At 65.6% G+C, this 18,141-nt stretch carries 16 protein-coding genes; 13 read left to right on the top strand and 3 right to left on the bottom strand.

Annotated elements, in window-relative coordinates:
• Positions 1-2 precede the first annotated feature (2 nt).
• On the top strand, positions 3-1,151 hold the full coding sequence (locus tag ACZY0Q_RS04360) for a D-alanine--D-alanine ligase family protein (protein ID WP_463914979.1): 1,149 nt from the start codon (positions 3-5) through the stop codon (positions 1,149-1,151).
• Positions 1,152-1,225: 74 nt separating this feature from the next.
• Here ACZY0Q_RS04360 and ACZY0Q_RS04355 read toward each other — a convergent pair whose 3' ends face one another.
• Positions 1,226-1,729: a DUF3515 domain-containing protein gene (locus ACZY0Q_RS04355; protein ID WP_463914978.1), complete on the bottom strand. Its 504-nt coding sequence runs from the start codon at positions 1,727-1,729 to the stop codon at positions 1,226-1,228.
• A gap of 211 nt (positions 1,730-1,940) precedes the next feature.
• On the opposite strand from ACZY0Q_RS04355, the gene thiL reads away from it, so the two are divergent.
• Genes thiL through rsmD form a run of 4 tightly spaced genes read left to right on the top strand, consistent with a single transcriptional unit; the run spans position 1,941 to position 6,823 of the window.
• Positions 1,941-2,891 carry a thiamine-phosphate kinase gene (thiL, locus tag ACZY0Q_RS04350; protein ID WP_463916247.1) on the top strand — a complete coding sequence of 317 codons (951 nt, stop codon included), beginning with the start codon at positions 1,941-1,943 and terminating at the stop codon, positions 2,889-2,891.
• A gap of 22 nt (positions 2,892-2,913) precedes the next feature.
• Entirely contained in the window at positions 2,914-3,924 is a 1,011-nt protein-coding gene (locus tag ACZY0Q_RS04345; protein ID WP_463914977.1) for a DAK2 domain-containing protein, read from the top strand.
• On the top strand, positions 3,914-6,196 hold the full coding sequence (locus ACZY0Q_RS04340; RefSeq protein WP_463914976.1) for an ATP-dependent DNA helicase RecG: 2,283 nt from the start codon (positions 3,914-3,916) through the stop codon (positions 6,194-6,196). The genes ACZY0Q_RS04345 and ACZY0Q_RS04340 overlap by 11 nt, the downstream gene beginning before the upstream one ends.
• 9 nt (positions 6,197-6,205) lie before the next feature.
• Complete coding sequence (rsmD, locus tag ACZY0Q_RS04335; RefSeq protein WP_463914975.1) at positions 6,206-6,823, top strand: 16S rRNA (guanine(966)-N(2))-methyltransferase RsmD; 618 nt, start codon at positions 6,206-6,208, stop codon at positions 6,821-6,823.
• A 1-nt stretch (position 6,824) separates the two neighbouring features.
• On the opposite strand, the gene ACZY0Q_RS04330 is transcribed toward rsmD, so the two are convergent.
• Both ACZY0Q_RS04330 and ACZY0Q_RS04325 read right to left on the bottom strand, forming a co-directional pair.
• Positions 6,825-7,613, bottom strand: a complete 789-nt coding sequence (locus ACZY0Q_RS04330) for a spermidine synthase (protein ID WP_463914974.1) — start codon at positions 7,611-7,613, stop codon at positions 6,825-6,827.
• Positions 7,613-8,842: an aminotransferase class I/II-fold pyridoxal phosphate-dependent enzyme gene (locus ACZY0Q_RS04325; protein WP_463914973.1), complete on the bottom strand. Its 1,230-nt coding sequence runs from the start codon at positions 8,840-8,842 to the stop codon at positions 7,613-7,615. Before ACZY0Q_RS04325 ends, ACZY0Q_RS04330 begins: the two co-directional genes overlap by 1 nt.
• A 43-nt stretch (positions 8,843-8,885) precedes the next feature.
• Between ACZY0Q_RS04325 and coaD the strand changes: the two genes are divergently transcribed.
• The 8 genes from coaD (at position 8,886) to smc (ending at position 18,133) form a co-directional block, all read left to right on the top strand.
• The gene (coaD, locus tag ACZY0Q_RS04320; protein ID WP_463914972.1) at positions 8,886-9,386 is read left to right on the top strand and encodes a pantetheine-phosphate adenylyltransferase; all 501 of its coding nucleotides are present in this window, start codon (positions 8,886-8,888) and stop codon (positions 9,384-9,386) included.
• Positions 9,387-9,522: 136 nt separating this feature from the next.
• Positions 9,523-10,047 carry a YceD family protein gene (locus ACZY0Q_RS04315; protein ID WP_463914971.1) on the top strand — a complete coding sequence of 175 codons (525 nt, stop codon included), beginning with the start codon at positions 9,523-9,525 and terminating at the stop codon, positions 10,045-10,047.
• Between the two features lie 36 nt (positions 10,048-10,083).
• Complete coding sequence (gene rpmF, locus ACZY0Q_RS04310) at positions 10,084-10,287, top strand: 50S ribosomal protein L32 (RefSeq protein WP_009356569.1); 204 nt, start codon at positions 10,084-10,086, stop codon at positions 10,285-10,287.
• Positions 10,288-10,308: 21 nt separating this feature from the next.
• A complete protein-coding gene (rnc, locus tag ACZY0Q_RS04305) occupies positions 10,309-11,049 on the top strand; it encodes a ribonuclease III (protein ID WP_463914970.1) in 741 nt (246 codons plus the stop codon).
• A gap of 8 nt (positions 11,050-11,057) precedes the next feature.
• Positions 11,058-12,005, top strand: coding sequence for a bifunctional DNA-formamidopyrimidine glycosylase/DNA-(apurinic or apyrimidinic site) lyase (mutM, locus tag ACZY0Q_RS04300; protein ID WP_463914969.1), 948 nt, complete (start codon positions 11,058-11,060; stop codon positions 12,003-12,005).
• Positions 12,006-12,148: 143 nt separating this feature from the next.
• On the top strand, positions 12,149-13,420 hold the full coding sequence (locus tag ACZY0Q_RS04295) for an MFS transporter (protein ID WP_463914968.1): 1,272 nt from the start codon (positions 12,149-12,151) through the stop codon (positions 13,418-13,420).
• Positions 13,417-14,439 carry a TolB-like translocation protein gene (locus ACZY0Q_RS04290; protein ID WP_463914967.1) on the top strand — a complete coding sequence of 341 codons (1,023 nt, stop codon included), beginning with the start codon at positions 13,417-13,419 and terminating at the stop codon, positions 14,437-14,439. Before ACZY0Q_RS04295 ends, ACZY0Q_RS04290 begins: the two co-directional genes overlap by 4 nt.
• Before the next feature lie 103 nt (positions 14,440-14,542).
• Positions 14,543-18,133 carry a chromosome segregation protein SMC gene (gene smc, locus ACZY0Q_RS04285; RefSeq protein ID WP_463914966.1) on the top strand — a complete coding sequence of 1,197 codons (3,591 nt, stop codon included), beginning with the start codon at positions 14,543-14,545 and terminating at the stop codon, positions 18,131-18,133.
• Positions 18,134-18,141 lie beyond the last annotated feature (8 nt).

Below are 18,141 nucleotides of genomic sequence, written 5' to 3'. Positions count from 1 at the left end.
CGATGTCCGACGATAACCTGACCGCAGCGGACTCAGCCCCCCGGGCCAAACCCCGCGTCGCGGTGCTTTTTGGTGGCCGGTCCAGCGAGCATGCCGTAAGCTGCGTGACCGCCGCCGGCGTGCTCGGCGCCATCAACAAAGACAAATACGATGTCATCCCCATCGGTATCGCGAAATCAGGGCAGTGGGTGCTGGCCGCGGGGGATACCGCCCAGTGGTCGCTGTCCGCCTCGTCACTGCCGGAGGTCCCGCCGTCGTCGGAAACAGTGACTCTGGCCGAGATCGGCGGCGAGCACCAGCTGATCGTCGCCGCACCGAACCAGGTCCCGCAGGAACTCGGCACGGTGGACGTTGTGTTTCCGCTGCTTCACGGTCCTTTTGGCGAGGACGGCACCATCCAAGGACTCCTGGAACTGTCCGACACCCGCTACGTCGGCGCAGGCGTGCTCGCGTCGGCTGTGGGCATGGACAAGCACTACATGAAGGTGGTCTTCGAGTCCGCCGGGCTGCACGTGGGGCCGTATATTGCCGTGACGGACCGTCAGTGGGTTAAGGACGCGGAGGCTGTCCGCAAACAGGTGGATCAGCTCGGCTTTCCCGTGTTCGTCAAGCCGGCGAGGGCAGGCTCGTCCATGGGGATCTCCAAAGTTGACTCGCTTGACGAGCTGGACGCAGCCGTCGAAGAAGCCCGGCGCCACGACCTCAAGCTGGTCATCGAGGCCGGCATCGTAGGGCGTGAAATTGAGTGTGCCGTCCTGGAAGGACGCGGGACCGATTCCCCACGGACATCCATGCCCGGCGAAATTTCCGTCGCCGCCGGAACGCACGAATTCTACGATTTCAACGCCAAGTATGTTGAGGACGACGCGGCGGCACTCAGCTGTCCCGCCGACATTCCCGAGGAAGCCATTCTTCGTGTCCGTGAACTCGCGGCAGCCGCCTTTGACGCTGTAGGTGCTGAAGGCCTGAGCCGCGTGGACTTCTTCTATACGCCTGACGGCGAACTGATCATCAACGAGATCAACACCATGCCGGGGTTTACGCCCAAGAGCATGTACCCGCAGATGTGGGCAGCATCGGGCCTGGACTACGCGGACCTGATTGACGAGCTGATCTACCTGGCCCTGAACCGGAAGACCGGCCTGCGCTAACGGGGCAGCGGTGGTTGAGCCTGTCGAAACCTCGGTCGCCGAGCGCTGTCCCCGGTGGTCGAGCTTGTCGAGACCTACTTGCTGGTGGGCAGGTTCTGCAGGTCTTCCTGACCCACGCAGTTTCGGCTGGCCGGGATTTTTCCGGCTGAGGCGGAAAGATCCGCCAGGACTGTCGCGGAGCTGATCTTTTCCGGGTCCATCAGGATTTCCGTGGCGGGTTCGCGGCCGAAGGTAGTCAGGGTCCACACCGGATCGCCCTCCTTGATGACCCAGTCGATGCCGTTGACGCTCACGCACCGGTCCGTCGTCGGGCCCGGAACGTTGACGCCGCAGCGCAGGATTACCTGTGATGGGTCCCCCCAGGCGGCTGTGGCCTGGCTGTTGGTTTTCCGCAGCGCAGCATCGCCGATGGCGTCCGGGAGGGCCACCATCATGGGAGCGCAGGCCGGGTTCGCCGCGTCGCCGGCGGCGGTGACATCCACGGTCGGGGCGCAGGCGGACAGAAGGGCTCCTGCAAGGGACGCAGTCAGCAGGATCCCGGACACGCGGACAGGCAGGGGAAAACGGGGATTGAGCATCCATCCAGCCTATCGTCGCCGCCGTGAGGAACGGGACGTGCCATGGACCGTGGGGCCGCTTTGAGCACCTGACCGGCATTGGCGGATCAGCAATGTCGGCGCCGCGCTGTAGCGTAGGGGCGTGCCTGAAATCCCGTTGACCGAAGAAACGCTGACCGTCGCCGCGCTGTCCGAAACCGAATTGCTTGCCCGGATCTTTCCGCGGTTGGAAATGGGTGGAGCTCACGCTTCGGCAACCTTGCTCGGCCCGGGAGACGATGCCGCCATTGTCGCCGCTCCGGATGGCAGGACGGTAATCAGCATCGACACCCAGGTGCAGGACCAGGACTTCCGGCTTCAGTGGCCCAACGGGTACCGGACCACGGGCTTCGACGTCGGCTGGAAGGCGGCGGCCCAGAACCTGAGCGACATCAACGCCATGGGCGGCGTGGCCACGTCGCTGGTGGTGAGCTTGACGTTGCCGCCCGCAACTCCAGTCAGCTGGGTGGCGGACCTGGCGGACGGCCTGACTGCGGGTATCAGGGAACTCGGGGCCACTGCCTGCTCGGTCGCCGGAGGCGATCTGGGCCGCGGCAGGGAAATTTCCGTGACGGTCGCCGTGCTGGGCTCACTCGCTGGCGGCACAGCGGTTTTGCGGTCAGGGGCCCGTGCCGGCGACGTTGTGGCCCTGGCCGGGACGGTGGGCCGGGCAGCGGCCGGGCTTGCGCTCCTGGAATCGGAGAACGCGGTGCAGTCACTGGCACCGGCGCAGCGGGTGCTCCTGGAACTTCAGTGCAGACCGCGGCCGCCGCTGACCGCCGGGCCGCTGGCCAAGGCCGCCGGAGCCACCGCCATGCTGGATGTCTCTGACGGCCTGGTGCGCGACGGCAGCCGCCTAGCCGCCGCCAGCGGCGTGGTCCTTGACCTTGACCCCGACGCACTGAAACCCTTCGCAGAAGCCCTGCGACCGGCGTCGGACCTTCTCAGGGCTGACCCCATGGCCTGGGTGCTGGGCGGGGGAGAGGACCACGGGCTGCTGGCCACATTCCCGGCCGGCGTTCAGCTGCCTGCCGGATTCACTGCGATAGGCTCAGTACAAGCCCTGGGCAGCACTACACTTCCGGGCGTCACAATTGCGGGCCACGCAGCTGGCACCGGGGGATGGGATCACTTTGCAGACTAAGGTTGCCGCCAACGCGCAAGCGATGAAGCGGTGGTTGGACAAGGCTGAAACCGCCGTTGCCAACCACAGCGACCGCCTCAATGCCATCAACATCTTCCCCGTGGCGGACGGTGACACCGGCACGAACCTTTACCTCACCGTGCGGGCAGCCGCCCGGGCCCTGCACAGTGACCCGCCAGGCCAGTATGCGGCAGCCCCCGCTGACGCCGGCCAGGCTGATGTCGGAGCAGTGTTGGCGCGCGCCGGCCGGGCCGCGATGGAGCAGGCCCGCGGTAACTCCGGAACCCTCTTCGCGGTTTTCCTCTGCGCCGCGGCCGAGCCTCTGGCCGGTCACACCCGCCTGACCTCAACCCTCCTGGCCGCCGCCCTGAACCGCGCCCAGATCCGGGCCTGGTCCGCGTTGAGCGATCCCGTACCCGGCACCATGCTTTCCGTCATGGAAGCCGCCGCCCGCGCCGCCGCGGCAGTTGACGCCGGGCACAATGGCGACGACAGCAACCAAGCCCTGGGCAAAGCCCTCGATGCTGCCGTCAACGGTGCACTGGAAGCCGTAGTAAGCACCGAGAGCCAGCTGGCCGCCCTTGAAGCCGCGCATGTGGTCGATGCAGGGGGCGTTGGCATGCTGCTCATCCTCGACTGCCTCCGTTCCGCCGTCCTGGGCGAAGGGCTGCAGGGCGAACTCCTCGACGGGCTGCACGGCTATGACGTCCAGGACCCCCACATCCACGCTGACATGCCGGTTGACGACGGCGTTGAGGTTATGTGCACCATCAGCCTTTCGCCGCTCAGCGCGGCCACGCTGCGCCAGCGGCTCGACGAAATCGGTGAGTCCGTCATCATGAGCCAGGTGGACAGCCTCGCCGATGCTGAGGGCAGCTACCGGTGGCGGGTCCACGTCCACGTCCCGGACGCCGCACCCGCGGTCGCCCTGATCCGTTCCCTCGGCGAACCCAGCGACATTTCGGTCAGCGAACTTGCCATGCCCCGGGATCCCGAACCTGCTCCGGTGAACTCCAGTGGGCATGAACGCTGAACTCGACCTGGGCCTGGAACGCCTGATCGGAAAAAGGTCAGCGTCGGCTATTGAGAAGCACCTGGGCATCGCCACAGTGGGCGGCCTGCTGAACTACTTCCCCCGCCGTTACCTGAACCGCGGCGAACTGACACCTATCAGCGAGCTCCCGGTGGACGAAGAGGTCACCCTCATTGCGCGGGTGCTCTCCAACAGCACCCGCAAGATGCATACCCGCCGCGGTTCCATCACCGACGTCGTGATTACTGACGACGCCGCCTCCCACGGCCGTCCGCGCCTTGCGGCCGTTGGCCCGGGCAGCGGGCACGGCACGCTCAAGATCACGTTCTTCAGCGGCTACCGGGCCCAATCCCAGCTCCTGCCCGGCCGGCGCGTGATGTTCTCCGGGAAAGTGACCAGGTACGGCCCGTCATTGGGCCTGACCAACCCGGACTTCCACCTCCTCGACGAGGACCCGGACATGCCGGCCGCGAACCCCGAAAAGCTCGCCGCCATGCCGATCCCGGTGTATCCGGCAACCGCAAAACTCACCAGCTGGTCGATTCAGAAAGTCATCTCCACGCTCCTGGAAACCGTGGAGCTTGACGCCCTGCCGGATCCGTTACCGGAGTGGGTCGCCGCACGGGAGAACTTCCTGCCGGTGGCTGAGGCCTACCGGCTCATACACATGCCGGAATCGCCCGCTGACTGGAAGAAGGCGCAGGAGCGGTTGCGCTACCAGGAGGCCCTTGTCCTGCAGGCGGCACTGGCACGGCGCCGTGCCCAGCTTGCCGCCGAGGAAGCCACGGCGCGGCGCCCGGCCGTCAACGGGCTGCTGACGGTCTTCGACAGCCAGCTACCCTTCACGCTCACCGCCGGCCAGGCCGCCGTCGGAAAAACGCTTGCCACTGAACTGGCGCAGGACAGCCCCATGAACCGGCTTCTGCAGGGCGAGGTCGGCTCGGGCAAGACCATCGTGGCGCTGCGGGCCATGTTGCAGGTGGTGGATGCCGGCGGGCAGGCGGCTCTTCTGGCGCCAACGGAGGTCCTCGCCGCCCAGCACTTCGATTCCATCCGGCGGACCCTGGGCTCCCTGTCCCGCGACCCCATGCTGTCCCCGGACGGGCTGCTGGGCAGCCTGGCCGAACAGGCCGTGCAGGTCACTCTCCTCACCGGCTCCATGCCCACCGCCGCCCGGAAACGGGCCATGCTGGACGCCGCATCCGGCGCGGCCGGGATCGTGATCGGCACCCACGCGCTGCTCAGCGACAATGTTGCGTTCTACGACCTTGGCCTGATCGTGGTGGACGAACAGCACCGGTTCGGCGTGGAGCAGCGGGACGTGCTCAGGTCGAAGGCCAACAAGCCGCCGCACCTGCTGGTCATGACGGCCACCCCCATTCCACGCACCGTGGCCATGACAGTCTTCGGCGACCTCGAGACCTCCGTCCTGGATGAGCTGCCCGCTGGCAGGGCGCCGATTTCCACGCATGTTGTGGGCCTCGCCGAGAACCCCGGCTGGGCAGACCGCATCTGGTCACGTTCCCGCGAGGAAATCGACGCCGGGCACCAGGTATATGTGGTGTGCCCCAGGATCGGAACGGACGACGACGGCGACTTCAGTCCGGGGGAAGCGGAACCTTCCGCGGCTGACCTGGCAGGGGACGGCGCTGCGCGGGAACTCGCGTCGGTGACCGCCGTCGTCGAACATCTCCAGCAGGAGCCGGCCCTGGCCGGCGTGCCGCTGGGGCCCATGCACGGCCGCCTGGATCCTGCCGCGAAGACCGCGGCGATGGCAGACTTCACTGCCAACAGGACCAAGCTCCTGGTCTCCACCACCGTCATCGAAGTTGGCGTCGACGTCCATAACGCAACACTGATGGTGATCCTCGACGCCGACCGCTTCGGTATTTCCCAGCTGCACCAGCTGCGCGGCCGGGTCGGACGCGGCGGGCTTCCCGGAACGTGCCTGCTGGTCACCAGCTTGGAACGCGGGCACCCGAGCCGGCGCCGGCTGGACGCCGTGGCGGCAACCACCGACGGCTTCGCGCTGTCGCAGGAGGACTTGAAGCTGCGCCGCGAAGGCGACATCCTGGGCGCGTCTCAGTCTGGTGGCCGCTCCACCCTGAAACTGCTGCGCGTGCTGGAGCATGAGGACATCATTGCGCAGGCGCGCCAGGACGCCCAGGAAATTGTGGGCGGAGATCCGGCCCTGACGCGGCATCCGCGGCTGGCGGAGGCCATTGACGAGTATTTGAACCCCGAGAAGGAGGCGTTCCTTGAGCGCGGATAGGAGGCGGCCATGAGCCGCATCATCGCGGGCGCCGCAGGCGGGACCACCTTGGTCAGCGTTCCCGGCTCCCTCACTAGGCCGACCACAGACCGAGTTAAGGAAGCGCTGTTCTCCAGGCTCGATGCCTTCGGGATCATTGCCGGGGCCCGGGTTTTGGATCTGTACGCAGGGTCCGGATCGTTGGGCGTGGAGAGCGGCAGCCGGGGCGCTGAGGCCGTTGACCTCGTGGAATTCGATGCCAAGGCCAGTGCCGTGTGCCAGCGTAATGCGGATCTGATCAACGGTGTGCTGGGCCGCAAGGCCGTGACGGTCCACCGGTCCAAGGTGGAGTCCTTCCTGGAGCGTACGGCGGAGACGGCCAGCTGGGACCTGGTGTTCCTGGACCCGCCGTATCCGCTGGATGACCCTGCCCTGTCGGCGGTGCTGGGCAAACTCGCCGCTCACCTGGCTCCGGCGGCAGTAGTAGTGGTGGAGCGGTCCACGCGTTCACCCGAGCCGTTCTGGCCGGTCGGCCTGGAACGGTTCGCAGAGAAGAAGTACGGCGAAACGCGGCTCTGGTTTGCTGAGCCCTCGGTGCCTGACGCCATCGCGCCGGACGTTGTTATCGAGGAGCAGGAGCAGGTTTAGCTCAGCGGGCGAGGCCATCCAGGTCCACGCCGGCGAGAACCTTGGCAGGGTGCGGGCCTCGTGCCGTTAGTTCGGCTGTCCAGGCTTCGGGCCACGGGGTCTGCGTTCCGGCGAGAATGATGTTGCCGGGGTAGCGGCCCGCGAACATTCCGGTTTCGGCGAAAGCCGCCACGTCGGTCATGGCGCGGCGCATGGCGGCGGCCTGGCTTCGCACCAGGGTCAGGCCCGGTTCGTCGCCCACGTTGACGATCAGCAAGCCGTCCGGGGCCAGGCGTGCACGGCCCTCCTGATAGAACTCCTGGCAGGCGATGTGGGCCGGGGCCTCCGGTCCGGAGAAGATGTCCAGGATCACGACGTCGAACTGAATTTCCGGGTCCAGGTCCGCCAGGGCATCGCGGGCATCGCCGATGACGGTGTGCAGCTCGGTTCCGTCAGGCAGGGGGAGTTGCTGCAGGACAAAGTCGAGGAGCTCGCGTTCCAGCTCCACCGCATACTGGACGGATCCGGGCCTCGTCGCCTGGATGTAGCGCGCCAGGGTCAGGGCCCCGGCCCCAAGATGCAGGGCTGCGATCGGCTGGCCTTCGGGACCGGCTAGGTCCACCAGATGGCCGATCCGCCGCAGGTACTCGTAGAAGATCTCCTCAGGATGCGCCAGATTGACATGGGACTGCTCGGCCCCGCCGATGCTCAGGACGAAGCCGCCGTCGGTGAAAGCATCGGGCTCGATGGAGGCATGCTGGCCAGTTGTCCGCAGGAACCGCGTGGAACGTGTGCCGCCCGGCTCCGCCATCAGAGCTTTCCACTGAGGGTCGCCAGCCTGGCAGCGGCCTCCTCGAGGAGCTCCACTTTCTTACAGAACGCGAACCTCAGCAGGCTCCGTGTCCGTTCCGCGCCCGCCGGGTGGCAGAAGACAGGGACGGGGATGGCGGCCACTCCCACCAGTCCGGGCAGCCTTCGGGCCAGGTCCACGGAGTCGCTGATGCCAAGGGGTGCGGTGTCCACATTGACGAAATAAGTTCCCTGCGGCGTGTAAACGTCGAATCCTGCGGCACGGAGGCCTTCGCTGAGGATGTCCCGTTTCCTCTGGAGGGTGGCCGAAACGCCCTGGTAAAACTCGTCCGGCAGCGCGAGCGCAGTCGCAATGGCCGACTGGAACGGTGTGCCGGAACTGTAGGTCAGGAACTGCTTGACCGTGCGGACGGCCGCCACCAGGTGTTCGGGGCCGGTCAGCCAGCCGATCTTCCAGCCGGTGAAGGAGAAGGTCTTTCCGGCGGAGGAGATCGTGATGGTCCGTTCAGCCGCACCCGGCAGGGTGGCGACAGGAATGTGGCTGACACCGAAGGTGAGGTGCTCGTACACCTCGTCGGTGATGATGAGGCAGTCATGCTTTGTGGCAAGCTCGACGACGCGCTGAAGGACATGCCGGGGGAAGACGGCGCCGGTGGGGTTGTGCGGATTATTCAACAGCACCACCCTGGTGCGGTCGGTGAAGGCCGCTTCCAGGGCCGTCATGTCCGGGTGAAAGTCCGGAGCCAGCAGCGGGGACGTGACGTGGGTGGCGCCGGACAGGCCAATGACGGCGCCGTACGAGTCGTAAAAGGGTTCAAACGTCAGCACCTCGTCACCGGGGCCAACGAAGGCCAGCAACGTTGCGGCGATCCCTTCGGTGGCGCCGGTGCTGATGATGACCTCGGTCTGCGGGTCCGTAGTCAGCCCGTAGAAACGCTCCTGGTGCGCAGCCACGGCCTCACGCAGTTCCAGGATGCCCTTGCCGGGTGCGTACTGGTTGGCCCCGGCCTCGATGGCGGCCATCGCGGCGGCCTTGATTTCCAGCGGTCCGTCCTCATCAGGAAAGCCCTGCCCGAGGTTGATGGCGCCGGTCTGCGCCGCCAGCGTGGTCATCTCCTCGAAGATCGTGACGCCGAGTTGGCCGGCAGGTCCCAGCAGGTTGGCGCCTGAGGCGGTGCGCTGCCACGGGGCAGGCGCCGTGGGCATGGAAAGGTCCCGTGGTGGATGCATCCAGTCATGGTATCCCGGCCGTCCCATGCGGTAGGTTCGGTGCATGAGACGCGCTGTCTGCCCCGGATCCTTTGACCCCATTCACAACGGCCATCTCGAGGTCATCGCCCGTGCCGCCGGCCTCTTCGATGAGGTGATCGTGGCGGTTTCGACCAATTATGCGAAGAAGTACATGTTCAGCCTGGGGGACCGCCTGGACATGGCACGCGAAACGCTGGCGTCCCTCAAAGGCATTGTGGTGGAACCCGTGGGCGACGGTCTGTTGGCCGAGTACTGCCGCCAGCGCGGGGTGTCCGCGATCGTCAAAGGTCTCCGCTCATCCTCGGACTTCGACTACGAACTTCCGATGGCCACGATGAACCGCCAGCTCAGCGGCGTCGAAACGGTGTTCCTGCCGGCCGAGGCGCACTACCTGCATTTGTCATCCACCCTGATCAAAGAAGTGGCCGGTCTGGGCGGCAGTGTGTCCGACTATGTGCCCCGGTCGGTACATAAAAGGTTGCTAGCGGGCGGGTCTGCGCCCGAACAGCTGTCGAGAGGGTAGGCTAGTCCGGTACTTCGACGTCCGCTGCCTTGTGGTTCGCAGGCCTGGTTTGAGTCCCTGCGGTTCTTCAGGCTAAGATGGTACGTCGGTCATATGTTCAACAGGAGTTCTCATTAAACGAGATGCTAGTTCGCCCTTGGCGTTCGACGTCAAGGATATCGGGCGCAGCCCGGGAAGCATGCGGACACTGAAAGAACATGTACCCGCACCAAGTGATCTTGGTGTGGCACTCATTGGCGTTCAGGAAGGCTCGGATATCGAGCTGGATCTGAGGCTTGAGGCCGTACACGAAGGAATTCTGGTATCAGGAACCGCGGTCGCCGAAGTTAAAGGCGAATGCGGCCGATGCCTGGATCCCCTTGCGTATGACCTTGAGGTCAATGTGCAGGAACTTTTCTTCTACGAGGGCGCTACGTTCTCCGACGGAGAAGACGAAGAAGAGCAATATCGAATCGAGTACGATCTAATCGATCTTGAGCCGGTGTTGCGGGACGCAGTTGTAACCATGCTGCCGTTCCAGCCGGTGTGCCGGGAAGACTGCCAGGGCCTTTGCTCCGAATGCGGAGTACGCCTGGAAGACGAGCCGGGGCACCACCACGAGGTCGTAGATCCTCGCTGGGCTGCCCTAGCCGACTTGGCTAAGCCTGACCGGCAAAACTGATTTGTAAGTGTTTTTCTAGAGAGAAATGAGTTAGCCGTGGCTGTCCCGAAGCGGAAAATGTCTCGCTCGAATACCCGCGCCCGCCGCTCCCAGTGGAAGGCAACTGCCCCCCACCTGGTGAAGACCGTAGAGAACGGCCAGGTTACTTACAGCCTGCCGCACCAGGCGAAGGTCGTTACCGACTCGGCTGGCACTGCGTTGTTCCTTGAGTACAAGGGCCGCAAGGTCGCAGACGTCTAATCGGCCGCTTGGGCTGACATGATGTCTTCAACTGAAGAGCTTCTGAAGCGTCTCGGTGTCTCCATTGACGCCGGGACGCTTCGTCTTGCTCTTACACACCGTTCCTACGCCTACGAAAACGGCGGCATCCCCACCAATGAGCGGCTCGAATTCTTGGGCGACTCCATTCTGGGCTTCTCCGTGACCGATGCCCTGTACCGGGACAACCCCACCCTGCCAGAAGGCGACCTTGCCAAACGCCGCTCTGCGGTTGTCAGCACGCGCGCCCTCGCCGGCATCGGCCGAAGCCTCGGCATCGGAGACTATATCTACCTGGGGCAGGGCGAAAAGCTCACCGAGGGCAAGAACAAAGCTTCCATCCTGGCGGACACCATGGAAGCACTCATTGGTGCCACCTACGTGTCCAACGACATCGAGACTGCCCGTCAGCTGGTAATGCGACTGATTGGCCCGCTCCTGAAGGATGCGGCCGCCCTCGGTGCTGGCACCGACTGGAAAACCAGCATCCAGGAACTGGCAGCCAGCAGGCAGATGGGCACTATCTACTACGCCGTTGAGGGTGCCGGGCCGGACCACGCCCGAACCTTCACAGCTGTCCTGAATATTGGTGGCAAACCGTACGGCAACGGATCAGGCCACTCGAAGAAGGAAGCGGAGCAGGAAGCTGCCGCGGACGCCTGGCGTCAGCTCTCCGGAACCGCGGGAGCCACCTCTGCCCCTGCAGCGGAGGGCGCGCCTCCAGAGTCTTCCCGCAGCGTCTAGGCTGAGCCGTGCCGGAACTGCCTGAAGTTGAAGTGGTCCGCCGCGGACTGGTGAGTTGGGTCCGCGGCCGAACCATCACTGCGGTAGACGTGCTTGACCCGCGCTCCCTCCGCCGGCATGCCATGGGCACTGAGGACTTCAGGGGCAACCTCCAGGGCACCACGGTTGTGGACGTTGTTCGCCGGGGAAAATTCCTGTGGATGCCGCTGAGTGAGGCTGCGGAGTCCGCCGGCGCACCGCCAGTTGCACTGATGGCCCACCTTGGGATGAGCGGCCAGCTCCTGATGCAGGACGGCGAAGTGCCGGACGAGAAACACCTCAAGGTCAGGCTGTGCCTGAGTCCCGTGGCCGGAATGCCTGAACAGCTTCGGTTTGTTGACCAGCGGATTTTCGGCGGTTTGTTCGTCACTGGCATGGTTCCCACGGATGACGGCGGCCCGGGTGGCCAAGCGGAATCTCCCGTGGCCCTGATCGCCGAGGAAGCGTCCCACATCGCCCGGGACCCGCTTGACCCGGCATTTTCCTTTGACCTTTTTTACCGCAGGCTGCGGAAGCGCAAGACGGGCCTCAAGCGCGCGCTGCTGGACCAGGGACTGGTCTCAGGTATCGGCAACATCTATGCCGATGAGGCCCTGTGGCGGGCAAAGCTGCACTACGCCAGGCCCACCGATACGCTGCGGCGCGGCGACGCGGAACGGCTCATCGCCAGCGCGCGCGAGGTCATGCTGGACGCTCTGGCAGCAGGTGGCACCAGCTTCGATGCGTTGTACGTCAACGTCAACGGGGCTTCTGGCTACTTCGACCGCTCCCTGAGCGCCTACGGGCGGGAAGGCAAACCCTGCAGCCGTTGTGCCGCCGTCGGAATTAACTCCACCATCCGCCGTGAGCAGTTCATGAACCGATCCTCATACTCCTGCCCGGTTTGTCAGCCGCGCCCGCGCAACGGCCGCTGGTAGCCCGAAGCGAAAGTGTGCGGATTCTGCGGTTCCGCAATGTGGATTCCGTTGGCAGACTGAGGCCATAAGACGGTTCGGCGCCTGCGGGCGGCTCTCCGTGCCCTGTCCCTGAGTAGGAACCAGGCAAGCCTTTGTACCTTTCGATGTCGGACCGCACCGGCGGCCAGAAGGACCGGCAGTCAGTCACGCCCGCTGTCGCCGCTACGGCGTTCCGGCTGTCCCCGGTGATCATCTGGCTCGGGATCGTCAGCATGATGACGGACATTTCCACCGAGTCCGTGGCTGCCATCCTTCCGCTTTACGTCACGGGCTTCCTGGGCCTGTCCACTATCGCCTTCGGAATCATCGACGGCATCAACCAGGGAGCCAGTGCTGTGGTGCGGATCGCCGCAGGCTGGGCCTCGGACCGCACGGGACAGCCCAAGCGCGTTGCGGTTGCCGGTTACGGTCTTTCCGCGGCGGCCCGCATCGGATTCCTGTTTGCCGGAGGGTTCTGGGCAATCGCCGGCGTCGTGACCGGTGACAGGATCGGAAAGGGCATCCGGACGGCGCCCCGCGACGCTTTGATCTCCGGGGCTGCGCAACCGGACTACCTTGCACGGTCCTTCGGCGTTCACCGCATGCTGGACAGCATCGGTGCCGCCACCGGGCCGCTGCTGGCATTCCTGGTGCTCGTGCTGATTCCGAACGGATTCAGCACCGTATTTATCGTCTCGCTGGCCTTCTCGGTCCTCGGCGTGGCCGTCTTGGTGCTGATGGTCCCGGGCCGCGGGCGGGGCCCTGGTGCGCCGCCGCGTGAGGTCCGTCCGCGATTCCGGTGGTCGCAGCTGCGATGGGCAACGCTCAAGAGGCACGGACTGGCACGTCTCCTGGTGACCGCCGGCCTGCTGGGCATCCTTACCATCGGCGACGGTTTTATCTACCTGATCCTTCAGGACAAGGGTTCCTTTGCCGTTCAGTGGTTTCCGCTGCTGTATGTCGGAACGAACATTGTCTTCCTCCTGTTCGCCATCCCGCTGGGGAAACTGGCTGACCGGTGGGGACGCGTTCCGGTTTTCCTGGGCGGCCACCTGGCGCTGCTGGCCTGCTACGTCCTTGCCGCCCTCCCCTTCGGCGGCCTCGGCGCCACCCTCGGGTGCCTGCTCCTGCTGGGAATTTTCTACGCCGCCACCGACGGGGTCCTCGCCGCAATCGTCAGCCAGCTGTCACCGGCAGCGAACGTGGCAACGGCGCTTGGTACCGCGCAGACAGTGGTTGCCCTGACACGAATGCTTGCGGCCGCCGGATTCGGCGTGCTGTGGTTCCTGCTCGGACCGGTGACAGCCATGATCTGCGTGGCTGTGCTTCTGGCCGCAGCACTCGCCACCGGCACGGTCCTGATGGGCGGAGTCCGCCGGTGGATGGTGACAGCGTGAGCCGCCGCTGGGCACGGTGGCTTGTCCTGCTCGCCGTGGCGGTTCTGGTTGCGGCCGGTACGGCAGCGTACGCCGTCTCGGCGTTCCAGACGGCAAGAAGCAGCCAGGCGGCGCCGTCGTCCGTTGAAACCGTCGCCGCCCAATCCCTTCCCTCCGCACCTTTTGTGATGTTCAGGAATACTGCGCCGGGCCAGGGCTTCGGGGAGGCCGCCACAGTCCTGCTCTCTGACCCCGCTGGCCAACGGGCACTCAGCGGACACGCGTGTGACCGCGTCTACGCGGTGCGTGGCCTGGTCAGCTGCCTGCGCACGAGGAACGAGATCCCCACGAATTTTGAGGCGACCACGTACGACGACTCCCTGGACGCCGTCGAATCGTGGCCGTTGGCAGGAATTCCGAGCCGCACCCGCATCAGCGCCGACGGGTCACTGCTGGCAAGCACCGTGTTTGTTTCCGGGCACTCATACTCCAGCGCAGGGTTTTCCACGGAGACAGTGGTCCGTGGGCGGGACGGCACCATCCACGGCAACCTCGAAGAATTCGCACTGATTTCGGGCGGAACGCAGATCAAGGCCTCGGACCGCAATGTCTGGGGTGTGACCTTCGTTCCTGGCCAGCCCGATGCGTTTTACGCCACGGCCTCCTCCCAGGGGAAATTCTGGCTTGTGCTGGGGAGCCTGAAGGACCGGACCCTGACAGTGACCGCAACGGGCATTGAATGTCCCTCGGTCTCGCCGGACGGAACCCGGATTGCCTACAAAAAGAGTGTCACCGGCACGCTCGTGGGACACCGCAACATCGCGGTGCTGGACGTTGCCGCGGGCACGGAAACTGTCCTTGCGGAACAACGCGACATCGACGACCAGCTTGAGTGGCTCGACGCAAGTACAGTTGTCTACGGCGTTCCGCGGGATGATTCCGGTCAGGACAGCGATGTTTGGTCACTGTCCATTGATCCGGCGGCGCAGCCCTCGCTCTTCATCGAGCATGCCTGGTCTCCGGCGGTGGTCCGGCAGTAGCTGTCACAGCGGATAGGCCGCAAATCCGCGGATTTCCGCCATGACGCAGTAGATTTGGGGCAGCAAAGCCGCCGCTTCAGCCACTCAGGAGAACAGAAACACCTTGCACCTCAAAAGCCTTACCGTCCGTGGGTTCAAGTCGTTTGCATCGGCCACAACCTTCGATTTTGAGCCGGGCGTAACGGCGGTGGTGGGGCCGAACGGTTCGGGCAAGTCCAACGTGGTGGACGCCCTCTCCTGGGTGATGGGAGAGCAGGGAGCCAAAACGCTCCGCGGCGGCAAAATGGAGGACGTCATTTTTGCGGGGACGTCCGGGCGGCCACCACTGGGCCGGGCCCATGTCTCCCTGACCATCGACAACACCGACGGCGCACTCCCCATCGAGTACAGCGAGGTCACCATCTCGCGGACTCTCTTCCGCACCGGGGGCTCTGAATACGCTATTAACGGTGCCAGCTGCCGCCTCCTTGACATCCAGGAACTGCTCTCGGATTCCGGCATGGGGCGGGAAATGCATGTCATTGTGGGCCAAGGTCAACTCGACAAGGTCCTGCACGCCACGCCGGAGGACCGCCGCGGCTTCATCGAGGAGGCGGCCGGGATCCTCAAGCACCGCCGCCGCAAGGAAAAAACCGTCCGCAAGCTTGAAGCCATGCAGGCGAACCTGCAGCGGCTGAGCGACCTGACCGGGGAGATCAGGCGCCAGCTCACGCCACTCGGAAAGCAGGCCGATGTGGCGCGCCGCGCCCAGCGGGTCCAGTTCGACGTGCGCGATGCACGCGCCCGGCTGTTGGCCGACGACCTCGTTGAGCAACAGAATTCACTCGAGCAGGATGTGGCCGATGAAACGGCACTGAAGGCCCGCCGCGCGGTAGTGGAGCAGCAGCTGGAGGCGGGGCGCCGGCAACAGGCAGCCGTGGAACAGCTCGCAGCCGAGGCCACGCCAAAGCTCAACGCCGCGCGGGATACCTGGTACCGGCTCTCCGCGTCCAGGGAAAGGCTTCGTTCCCTGGGGTCGCTGGCCCAGGAACGCGGCCGGCTGCTGGGTGCCGCTGATGCTGAACCGTACTCGGGCAGGGATCCCGAACAGCTGGAACGGCAGGCCGTCCGGGTCCGGGATGAGCTGAGAGAGCTGGAGCGCCACATTATGGACCGGCGCAGCGCGCTGGACTCAGCGACGGCGGCGAAGAACGCGGCCGAACTCGAGGCGTCCGCGGAGGAGAAAAGGCTCACTGCCGTCCTCCGGGCCGCCGCCGACCGCCGCGAGGGTCTGGCGAAGCTGGCCGGACAGGTGGGTGCGGCAAGATCACGGGTTGAATCCGCGCAGGCCGAGCTGGGCCGGCTGCGGGAGTCACTCGCCGCCGGACAGGAACGCCGCCGCCGGGCGCAGTCCGAGTTCACCGCCCTGGAAACCCAGGTGGCGGGGGTGGAAGAAGGGGAGGAAAGCCTCGACGCCGATTACGAGGACGCCAGCGCAGAGCTCGACGCCGTCGTGCAGGAGATTGCCGAGCTGACTTCCGTGGGGGGAGAGGCTGTCCGCGAACGTGACGCCCTTGTGGCCCGCCGGGATGCGCTGCAGCTCGGCCTTAACCGCAAGGACGGCGCGGCGCATGCCCTCAATTCCGGGCTGGACGGCATTGTGGGAACGCTTGCCTCTAGCCTCACTATTCAGCCGGGCTATGAGGCCGCGGTTGCCGCGGCGCTGGACGGGGCTGCCGAAGCGATCGTGGTCCGGGATCCTGACGTGGCCGCCGTCGTGGTGCAGTTTCTGAAGGACGACGATGCGGGCCGTGCCTCCCTGCTGCTGGCGTCTGCTGGGCCTACAGGGGACGCGACCGCTGGCTCGGACACATCCTTGCCGGCGGGCGCACGCTGGGCTGTGGACCTGGCATCCGCCAACTGCGGGCCCGACACCGTGGTGGCCGCGCTCCTGACCGGGGTGGCAGTTGTTGAAGACCTGGAGGGCGCGGCACTGCTGGTCGCCAAACACCCTGACCTGACAGCCGTGACCCGTGCCGGGGACGTGTTCACCGCTCTCACGGTGACCGGAGGCTCGGCGAAGGCGCCGTCCCTGCTCGAGGTGCAGGCCGCCGTGGACGACGCCGAGGCCCGCCTGGCCGTTGTCACCGCGGATCTGGAACGGAACAGGTTCGCACTGGCCGGCGCGGAGCTTCGGCGCGCCGAAGCCCGGACGAGGGCAGAGGCTGCCCTGGACCGCCTGCACGATTCCGACGCCCGGCTGGCGGCCGTGGCCGAAAAACTCGGCCACCTGAACTCCATCCTGCGCAGCGCCGTCGGCGAAAGCGACAGGCTGGCCACCTCGCTGGCAAGGGCCGAGGCCAATGTTGTGGCAGAGGAGCAGGCGCTCGCCGCCGTTGCGGCGCGCCTTGCTGCGGCACAGGAGGCGCCAGCCGAAGACGAACCCTCAACCGAACAGCGTGATGCCCTCGCCTTGGCGGCATCGTTGGCCAGGTCCGCGGAGATGGACGCGAGGCTCTCGCTCCGCAGCACGGAAGAGCAGTTGACGGCTACCCGCAACCGGGCTCTGTCGCTGGAACGTGCCGCGGCCACCGAACGCCGGGCACGTGAAGAGGCCGCCGAACGCGCGCGGCGCCGTCGGATGCAGGCCCAACGGGCGGCCGCGGTCTCCGCTGCGGTGGAGCTGGCAATCCGGTTCATCGACGTGTCTGTTGAGCTGGCCCGGCAGGAACGAGACCTTGCCGAAGAGAACCGGGAAGAACGGGACCGTGCACTGCATGAGACCCGGACATCCAATGACACTCTGACCCGCGAACTGGCGGAACTGACGGACTCGGTTCACCGCGACGAACTGGCCCGCACGCAGCAGCGGGCACGGATTGAAGCCCTGGAAACACGTTCCATCGAGGAACTCGGGATCACCCCCGACATCCTGGTGGCGGACTTCGGCCCGGACGTTCCCGTGCCCGTCCCCGCAGAGGAAAGCGGCGACAAATGGGCGGCCCTGCGGACCCCCGTTAACGACGACGGCACACCGGTCCCTGAAGGCAGGCTCTTTGTTAGGGAGGAGCAGGAGAAACGCCTCCGTAAGGCCGAAAGGGACCTGTCAGCCCTGGGAAAGGTCAACCCGCTGGCACTCGAGGAGTTCGCCGCCCTGGAGGAACGGCACCAGTTCCTCAGCACCCAGCTGGAGGACCTGAAATCCAGCCGCAAGGACCTGCTGGACATCATCAAGGAAGTGGATGACCGGGTCCAGCGTGTCTTCACCGAAGCCTTTGAGGACACCCGGGACCAGTTCGTCCACGTCTTTGAACGTCTCTTTCCCGGCGGCGAAGGCCGGCTGGTCCTCACGGACCCTTCGGACATGCTCACCACCGGAATCGAAGTCGAAGCGAGACCTGCCGGCAAGAAAATCAAGCGGCTCTCACTGTTGTCAGGAGGCGAGCGGTCCCTCACCGCCGTCGCCCTTTTGGTGGCCATTTTCAAAGCCCGCCCCTCGCCGTTCTATGTCATGGACGAGGTTGAAGCGGCCCTTGATGACACCAACCTCGGCCGGCTCATCACCATCTTCGAGGAGCTCCGGGAGTCCAGCCAGCTGATCGTGATCACCCACCAGAAACGGACCATGGAAGTAGCTGATGCCCTGTACGGCGTCACCATGCGCGGCGACGGCGTGTCCACCGTCATCAGCCAGCGGCTGGGCGCCGACGTATAACGTCCGCG

It is taken from the genome of Pseudarthrobacter lactosi, from assembly GCF_055412785.1.
The sequence above is the reverse complement of the archived record's forward strand: the minus strand, read 5'-3'. Positions and strand labels throughout refer to the sequence as shown.

What these genes read in the sequence shown, in the direction of transcription:
- ACZY0Q_RS04330 (WP_463914974.1), bottom strand. Translation starts at nt 7,613, where the DNA reads ATGGCGGAGCCGGGCGGCACACGTTCCACGCGGTTCCTGCGGACAACT.
- ACZY0Q_RS04340 (WP_463914976.1), top strand. Translation starts at nt 3,914, where the DNA reads ATGAACGCTGAACTCGACCTGGGCCTGGAACGCCTGATCGGAAAAAGG.
- ACZY0Q_RS04355 (WP_463914978.1), bottom strand. Translation starts at nt 1,729, where the DNA reads ATGCTCAATCCCCGTTTTCCCCTGCCTGTCCGCGTGTCCGGGATCCTG.
- ACZY0Q_RS04325 (WP_463914973.1), bottom strand. Translation starts at nt 8,842, where the DNA reads ATGCATCCACCACGGGACCTTTCCATGCCCACGGCGCCTGCCCCGTGG.
- ACZY0Q_RS04295 (WP_463914968.1), top strand. Translation starts at nt 12,149, where the DNA reads ATGTCGGACCGCACCGGCGGCCAGAAGGACCGGCAGTCAGTCACGCCC.
- rsmD (WP_463914975.1), top strand. Translation starts at nt 6,206, where the DNA reads ATGAGCCGCATCATCGCGGGCGCCGCAGGCGGGACCACCTTGGTCAGC.
- rnc (WP_463914970.1), top strand. Translation starts at nt 10,309, where the DNA reads ATGTCTTCAACTGAAGAGCTTCTGAAGCGTCTCGGTGTCTCCATTGAC.
- coaD (WP_463914972.1), top strand. Translation starts at nt 8,886, where the DNA reads ATGAGACGCGCTGTCTGCCCCGGATCCTTTGACCCCATTCACAACGGC.
- thiL (WP_463916247.1), top strand. Translation starts at nt 1,941, where the DNA reads ATGGGTGGAGCTCACGCTTCGGCAACCTTGCTCGGCCCGGGAGACGAT.
- ACZY0Q_RS04345 (WP_463914977.1), top strand. Translation starts at nt 2,914, where the DNA reads ATGAAGCGGTGGTTGGACAAGGCTGAAACCGCCGTTGCCAACCACAGC.
- ACZY0Q_RS04360 (WP_463914979.1), top strand. Translation starts at nt 3, where the DNA reads ATGTCCGACGATAACCTGACCGCAGCGGACTCAGCCCCCCGGGCCAAA.